8 protein-coding genes are annotated in these 6,563 nt (G+C 70.2%); 3 read left to right on the top strand and 5 right to left on the bottom strand.

Going from position 1 to position 6,563, the window contains the following annotated elements; translation table 11 throughout:
- The first annotated feature begins 142 nt into the window (after positions 1 to 142).
- A complete protein-coding gene (locus E1289_RS35580) occupies positions 143 to 661 on the top strand; it encodes a PH domain-containing protein (protein WP_243713401.1) in 519 nt (172 codons plus the stop codon).
- A gap of 223 nt (positions 662 to 884) precedes the next feature.
- Positions 885 to 1,154: a DUF1778 domain-containing protein gene (locus E1289_RS35575; protein ID WP_165970760.1), complete on the top strand. Its 270-nt coding sequence runs from the start codon at positions 885 to 887 to the stop codon at positions 1,152 to 1,154.
- A gap of 41 nt (positions 1,155 to 1,195) precedes the next feature.
- Here the strand turns inward: E1289_RS35575 and E1289_RS35570 are convergent, their stop codons facing one another.
- The 4 genes from E1289_RS35570 to rlmN all read right to left on the bottom strand — a co-directional run bounded on the left by E1289_RS35570 (position 1,196) and on the right by rlmN (position 4,276).
- A complete protein-coding gene (locus E1289_RS35570; protein ID WP_131988243.1) occupies positions 1,196 to 1,624 on the bottom strand; it encodes an HIT family protein in 429 nt (142 codons plus the stop codon).
- Between the two features lie 42 nt (positions 1,625 to 1,666).
- Entirely contained in the window at positions 1,667 to 2,494 is an 828-nt protein-coding gene (locus E1289_RS35565) for a YwqG family protein (RefSeq protein WP_131988241.1), read from the bottom strand.
- Between the two features lie 63 nt (positions 2,495 to 2,557).
- Positions 2,558 to 3,064: a DivIVA domain-containing protein gene (locus E1289_RS35560; protein ID WP_131988239.1), complete on the bottom strand. Its 507-nt coding sequence runs from the start codon at positions 3,062 to 3,064 to the stop codon at positions 2,558 to 2,560.
- A 66-nt stretch (positions 3,065 to 3,130) separates the two neighbouring features.
- The gene (gene rlmN / locus E1289_RS35555) at positions 3,131 to 4,276 is read right to left on the bottom strand and encodes a 23S rRNA (adenine(2503)-C(2))-methyltransferase RlmN (protein ID WP_131988237.1); all 1,146 of its coding nucleotides are present in this window, start codon (positions 4,274 to 4,276) and stop codon (positions 3,131 to 3,133) included.
- A gap of 135 nt (positions 4,277 to 4,411) precedes the next feature.
- On the opposite strand from rlmN, the gene E1289_RS35550 reads away from it, so the two are divergent.
- Positions 4,412 to 5,557: a suppressor of fused domain protein gene (locus E1289_RS35550; protein WP_131988235.1), complete on the top strand. Its 1,146-nt coding sequence runs from the start codon at positions 4,412 to 4,414 to the stop codon at positions 5,555 to 5,557.
- A 71-nt stretch (positions 5,558 to 5,628) separates the two neighbouring features.
- Here E1289_RS35550 and E1289_RS35545 read toward each other — a convergent pair whose 3' ends face one another.
- The gene (locus tag E1289_RS35545) at positions 5,629 to 6,555 is read right to left on the bottom strand and encodes a phosphatidate cytidylyltransferase (RefSeq protein WP_131988247.1); all 927 of its coding nucleotides are present in this window, start codon (positions 6,553 to 6,555) and stop codon (positions 5,629 to 5,631) included.
- Positions 6,556 to 6,563: the final 8 nt, after the last annotated feature.

Here is a 6,563-nt window from a genome sequence, read left to right as displayed (position 1 = left end):
CCCCGCCCGCGTCCCCAACGCCGTCCATGACGATCATCATCAGCCGCCGCTCCCCCTCCGGCAAGGCCCCGCTTCCCTTACTGCGGCGGCGCCGCCGCGTCGGCTACCGTTGAACCACCCGGATCTTGACGAGGACGCAGCCGTGAACCTGCAGGACATGATGGTGCAGCACGACAGCTCGTCGCGCACCGTCGACAAGTACCTCATGTCCCACGAGGGACGCGTCATCGCCGTCCGCCACCACCCCGCCGTCCTCATCCCCTCGGTCGCGCTCGTCGTCGGCGGACTGGTCGCCTGCGCCGCGATCGCCGTGGTCACCGGCGTCCTGTGGATCTGGTGGCTGTGGCTGCCCACGCTCGGCTACCTGCTGTGGAAGATCATCGCCTGGTCGCTGGAGTTCTTCCTCGTCACCGAGCACCGGGTGATGCTGGTCAAGGGAGTGCTCAACCGCAACGTCGCGATGATGCCGCTGTCCAAGGTCACCGACATCACGCTGAACCGCTCGATGGTCGGCCGGATGCTCGGCTACGGCGAGTTCCTCACCGAGTCCGCGGGGCAGAGCCAGGCCATCCGCGCCGTCAACTTCATGCCGTACCCGGAGCAGCTCTACCTGGAAGTCTCCTCCGTGATCTTCGGCACCATAGACGAGTCGCCCGACTGACCCAGCCCCGGCCGCCCCCGGGCCGCGCGACCAGCGCAGAGATCACTCCCTCCGCCGTCCGGCCGTGCCGGCGGTCGTCGAGGACCCCTACGCACCCTCTTGGACGCGGGTCGTAGCCGTGTCCGCCGGATAGTTCCCGGCGTGGTGATTCTCGTCCTCTGTGGGGATGCCCCGACATGTCCCCCGGGCGTACTTTGAAATGCCGCATGGAAGGAGACCGGCCATGTCTGAGTCGGTTCGCCAGGACCTTCCCGCCCCCCACACCGACGATCACATCGCCTTGCGGCTGTCCGCGGAACAGCTCCTCGTGATCCGTAAGGCGGCCGAGCTGGCCGGCTGGACGGTCACCGACTACGTGCTGTGCACCGTCCTGGACCGTGCCGAACGAGACCTCTACGAACACGCCGCCGCCCTGGAGGCCGCAGCTCCCACCGACTTCACCGACACCGACCCGGCGAACCCCTTGCTAGCCCTCCTGTCAGCCTTGACCTGACCCGTCACCGCCTCCGCCCCGGGGTCCCGCCCGGATTGGATCTACGGGGTGGGGATGGCGGTGGACAGGCGGGTGGCGTAGTCGGCGGCTTCGGTGTCCGAGGCGTACTTCTGCCGAGGCCAGAAGAAGCCGCGGAGTCCGTCCTTGGGCTTGCGCGGGACGACGTGGACGTGCAGGTGAGGGACGCTCTGGCTGATGCGGTTGTTCATCGCCACGAACGAGCCGGCCGCCTCCAGCACCGACTCCATCGCGGCCGCCAGGCGCTGGGCGTGGCCGAAGAACGGGCCGAGCATCTCGCCGGGCAGGTCCGTGAGGGTCTCGTAGTGCACGCGCGGGATGAGCAGCGTGTGCCCCTTGAAGAGCGGCCTCGTATCAAGGAACGCCATGGCGTCCGGCGCGTCCATCACCACATGCGCGGGGCGCTCCCCCTTGGCGATCTCGCAGAACAGGCACACCTTCGAATCACCCATGGCCATATTCTCCCCCGGCGTCACAGCGCCCCGGAGTGGGCGTCAGGCGGCCTGGAGGGTCAGCCAGGTCTGTTCGAGGGGATCGTCCGGTCTGGAGCAGAAGTAGACGCGGCCAGGGTCGCCCCAGTACCAGCCGAGGCGATCGTCGGAGTCGAGTTGGAGCAAGAGACGCCACTCGTCCACGGCGTGCTCCTCGTCCGGGCGCAGGGGCGGAGGGGCCACGGAGTCCAGGGGGCGGCCCGTCGAGGCGTACAGGCAGTCGGGGCCGAGGGGACGCTGGACCAGGGCCGGCCAGCCGCCCAGCTGGTGGGCGGGCATCTCGCGGGGCCAGATGTGCTGCGACCAGACGGCGTGCAGTTGCTCGTAGACGGGCAGGAGACCGCTGTAGGTGGCCTCCAGCCGGCGCACAGCGGGCTCCTTAGGCGAGGGCAGGGAGAGGAACGGCGTGGCGTGCAGGCGCGTCCGGGGGTAGGTCAAGGCGCTGGGTGGTGGGGCCGCTTCACGGAGGTCGCCGGTGAAGAGGCGCCAGCCGTCGCGTTGCGCCGCCGCGTCGCCCCAGGGGCGCGGGATGTCGCTGGCGTAGTAGAAGGCGGCCTTGCCCGACGACGGGATTCCGGAGATCTCCCCGAACGGGGCGAGGTCGGCGAAGTCGATCGCGCCGAGGAAGTCCAGGGGCCGTTCGTTCCACCGCGGCCAGGGTTCACCGGGCGGCAGGAGCGGGGCGCCGCCGAGGTCGACGGGTGCGCCGCCTTCGGCGCCGAGCCTCAGCGCCCGGCGGGCCAGGGGCAGCAGGGCCGCGGTGACCTCCGGGGGCAGGAAGGCGGCGAAGAGCGCTCGGAGGCGGGCGTACTGTTCCGCGAAGTGATCCATGCACGTAGCCTCACCTGGCGCGGGAGCGGCGCGCAGCGTCCCGCGAACATGTGGATAACTTCGTCAGCGGCGTTCGAGGGCGCTCGCGAGCTGCAGCAGGAAGCGGTCGACCTCCTGCTCGTCGTAGCCGGGCCCGAGGCGGACGACGCGGAACGCGCTCTCCCGCACGTCGCGGGCGGTCACCGGCGGCGCCGCACCGCGCAGGCCGGCGATCACCCGGTCCAGGAACGCGTCCACGTCCCGGACGTCGTAGCCGGAGCGGACGCCCGCGCCCGAGAAGCGGGCGTTCTGGATCCAGTTGATCAGCCAGGCGGGCTGGGCGCGTGACCGTCCCGGCCGCTCCCTGATCGGCGCCCTCGCCTGCAGTTCCCTGATGCACTCGCCGACCAGCTCGTCGACGGAGCGGGGGTCGTAACCGCGCAGGACGACGTCGAACCGGATGCCCCGCACCTCGTCCGCGGACATCGGCGGCCCGCCGTTCAGCGCCCGCGAGATCCTCGTCAGCAGTGCGTCCACCTGACCGCGGTCGTAGCCGCGCAATACCACCGGCAGCCCCGCACCCGTCTTCACCGGTACCGTGCTCCTCAGCCCGCATCAGCGCGGCCGCGGGGCGGCGGTGACACGCCCGCGGCGCGCTCAGTCCTTGGTCGCCGCGGCCAGCTGACCACAGGCCCCGTCGATCTCCCTGCCCCGAGTGTCGCGCACCGTCACCGGAACCCCGTGGGCCTCCAGGCGGCGGACGAACTCGCGCTCGTCCTCGGGCCGGGACGCGGTCCACTTGGAACCCGGTGTCGGGTTCAACGGGATCAGATTGACGTGTACGAGATTCCCGCGCAAGAGCCTGCCGAGGAGATCCGCCCGCCACGCCTGGTCGTTGACGTCCTTGATGAGGGCGTACTCGATCGACACGCGCCGGCCGCTGCGTTCCGCGTAGGCCCAGGCGGCGTCCAGGACTTCGGCGACCTTCCAGCGGTTGTTGACCGGGACGAGGTCGTCGCGTAGTTCATCATCGGGTGCGTGCAGGGACACCGCCAGCCGTACCGACATGTCCTCCGCGGCGAGCTTCTCGATCGCCGGTACTAGCCCGACCGTTGACACCGTCACCGAACGCTGGGAGATGCCCAAGCCGGCGGGTGCCGGGTCGGTGATGCGGCGTACCGCGCCTATCACGGCCTTGTAGTTGGCCAGTGGCTCCCCCATACCCATGAAGACGATGTTGGAGACACGTCCGGGCCCGCCGGGGATGCGCCCACGCGCCAGTGCGCGCGCGCCCGCGGTCACCTGCTCGACTATCTCCGCCGTGGAAAGGTTGCGGGTGAGCCCTGCCTGACCGGTCGCGCAGAAGGGGCAGTTCATGCCGCACCCAGCCTGCGAGGAGACGCACATCGTCGCCCGGTCCGGGTAGCGCATCAGCACCGATTCGAACAGCACGCCGTCGAACGCCTTCCAGACGGTCTTCAGCGTCGTGCCACCGTCGCAGTCCATCTCCCGTACCGGGGTCAGCAGCGACGGCAGCAGCTCGGACACGAGACGCTCGCGGACGGCGGCCGGCAGGTCCGTCATCTTCGCCGGGTCGTCGACCAGCCGGGCGAAGTAGTGCCGCGACAGCTGGTCCGCGCGGAACGGCTTCTCCCCCAGCTCGGCGACGGCCTCGCGGCGTTCCGCGGTGGTGAGGTCGGCAAGATGCCTCGGCGGCTTACCGCGCCTGGGGGCGGCGAAGACGAGCTTGGCCGGGGTCTTCCCGGACGCGGGGCCGGCGGTGGCGGGCTGGGTAGCAGACATGGTGCCTCCAGTGTCGCAAACAAGCCCGTGTGCATCGTCCGTCCGCCGCCACCGCGTCCGGTGCTGCGGCAACGCCGCTCGATGTCTACGACGACATTCCTGCACATGACCTTGTGTGCGACTAAGGTGCCGATCATGTCGGTATTGCGTAAGGGCGCCGCCCCGTCCCGGGGAGCCAAGGCCACGGTCGTCCACGCCGCTGCCAGCCCCTACGGCAGTCGGCGGCTCATCATCGAGACCGACGGTGACGTCACCGCGGCCTACCTGAAGGACGCGCGCGACTCGGTGGTCGGCGCAACGTGGGTCGGCAACCACCGCAAGGCCCCGGCAGAGCTCGACCGGTCCCGGCTGGAGGCGGGCCGTGCCCCGCTCCTGCCGGAGTCCCATGTTCGCCATCCGGAGGGACGCAAGGAACTCGACGCCGGAAGCATGGAGGTCGTCTGGTTCGAGGAGGGCGACGGTGTGGCCGTCCTTGAGGCGGGCGACGCGCTGTTCGTCATCCCCGGCTGGTCCGACATGGGGCGCGGCATCCCCGGATACGCCCGCGACGCGACCCGCCAGAGCCCTTTCGCCTTCCCGCTGGACGAGGAGATCGAGGACTTCGGGCCACGGATCGACCGTGCGCGCGAGCACTGGAAGCTGTGCCGTGCGGACGACTCCTGGGCGGACTTCCAGCAGGCAGTGCTCGGCCATCTGCTGCAACGGCTCGGGCCAGGTGGCCACTACTGGCACGATGTCGGCCGGCAATTGGGCAGCACGCGGACGGGCGTGGCCCCGACCGTAGGGGTGTCCGAACGTCCCGCACGGGGCGACCGCGAGTTCACCGTGATGAGCACGGTCGGAATGTGCCGCCAGCGGATGCCGACCGTCGAACTTTACGAGGACGACGTCGCCCCATTCGGCCGGATCGAACTGGCCGTCGCGAGCACCCTCCCCAGCCAGCGCGCCGGCAGCATTTTCCCGTGGCTGGCGCAGTACCCGTGGCGGTCTGTGACCTGGTTCGCCCCAGGGGACGTCGTCAAGTGGTACCACGAGGCCCGCACGTTCCCCCTCGGCGGCGACGAGGCGAAGTGGGAGGGCGTGCTCCTGCTGGACGATCCGAGCCGTTTGGCCGGCCCTCAAGGCCCAGCCTTGACGGGGTTCACGCTCAATGGCGATCCCGTCCGGTGGCTCTGGCTCGTGCCCATCACCGGTGAGGAACACCGCTACGCCAAGAGCGAGGGATCGGACGCGCTCATCCGGCGCCTCGCCCAGCAGGGAAGGTCGTGGGTCGTCTCCTGACGCCCCGGCTCCCTCCCGAGTCCGGGGCGTCTGACGCCCTGTCTGACGCCCGAGTCGTGCCTTGGCGCCCGCTAGCTCGGGACGAACAGCTCCAGTAGGAGCCAGACGACGGGAGCCGTCGCGACCAGGGAGTCGAGACGGTCCATCACTCCGCCGTGGCCCGGCAGGAGCGTTCCCATGTCCTTGATGCCGAGGTCGCGCTTGACCATCGACTCGACGAGGTCGCCCGCGGTGGCGGTGACCACGGCCGCGAGGCCGACCAGCACGCCCTGCCAGATCTGGCCGCCGTCCAGCAGCCACCACACCAGCCAGCCACCGACGATCATGCACATGACGGCCGAGCCGGTGACGCCTTCCCACGTCTTCTTCGGGCTGATCGTGGGCGCCAGCTTGTGCCTGCCCAGGAAGGACCCCGCGAAGTAGCCGCCGGTGTCGCTGGCGACCGTGATGGCGATGAAGATGACGGTGCGGTGGTCGCCGTCGTCGGGCCGCATGAGCAGCGCGACGATTCCGCCCATCAGCACTAGGTAGCCGGCCAGAAGCGACCCTGCGGCGACGTCCCGCACGTAGCCGTCGGAGCCGTCCAGCATCCGCGTCATCAGCAGCGCGAGGATGGTGAGGGAGACCGCGGCGACCGTGGCCGTCGGCCCCCACACGTAGGACACGACCGGTGCGCCGACCATGCCCGTCGCCAACGGGATGAACGGGACGCCGATGTCGCGGCTCCGGAACGCCTCGGCCAGTTCCCGCATCCCGAGGAAGAGGAACACGACCATGACGGCAAGGAAGATCGCCTTGACCGTGTAGAGAGAGAGCAGCACCAAGGCGCCGAGAGCGGCGCCTACGGCGACGGCCAAGGGAAGGTTACGGCCCGTCTTGCCTACGTGCTCGCCGCCCTCGGGTGCTCCAGCGGACGCGCCCGCGGAAGCCTCATCGGCAGCGGGCGCGGGGGGCTCCTCAGCGGAGGACTCGTTCGCGGGCGAGGGGTGTGCGCGCACGTCGGGGG

Origin of the sequence: Actinomadura sp. 6K520, assembly GCF_004349245.1 — a bacterium.
In the GTDB taxonomy this organism is placed as follows: Bacteria; Actinomycetota; Actinomycetes; order Streptosporangiales; family Streptosporangiaceae; genus Spirillospora.
Note: the sequence above shows the minus strand (reverse complement) of the source record. Positions and strands in the feature narration are given on the sequence as shown.

Excerpts from the sequence above, each read along its gene's own strand:
- E1289_RS35575 (WP_165970760.1), top strand. The coding sequence starts at position 885 with ATGTCTGAGTCGGTTCGCCAGGACCTTCCCGCCCCCCACACCGACGAT.
- E1289_RS35570 (WP_131988243.1), bottom strand. The coding sequence starts at position 1,624 with ATGGGTGATTCGAAGGTGTGCCTGTTCTGCGAGATCGCCAAGGGGGAG.
- E1289_RS35565 (WP_131988241.1), bottom strand. The coding sequence starts at position 2,494 with ATGGATCACTTCGCGGAACAGTACGCCCGCCTCCGAGCGCTCTTCGCC.
- rlmN (WP_131988237.1), bottom strand. The coding sequence starts at position 4,276 with ATGTCTGCTACCCAGCCCGCCACCGCCGGCCCCGCGTCCGGGAAGACC.
- E1289_RS35550 (WP_131988235.1), top strand. The coding sequence starts at position 4,412 with ATGTCGGTATTGCGTAAGGGCGCCGCCCCGTCCCGGGGAGCCAAGGCC.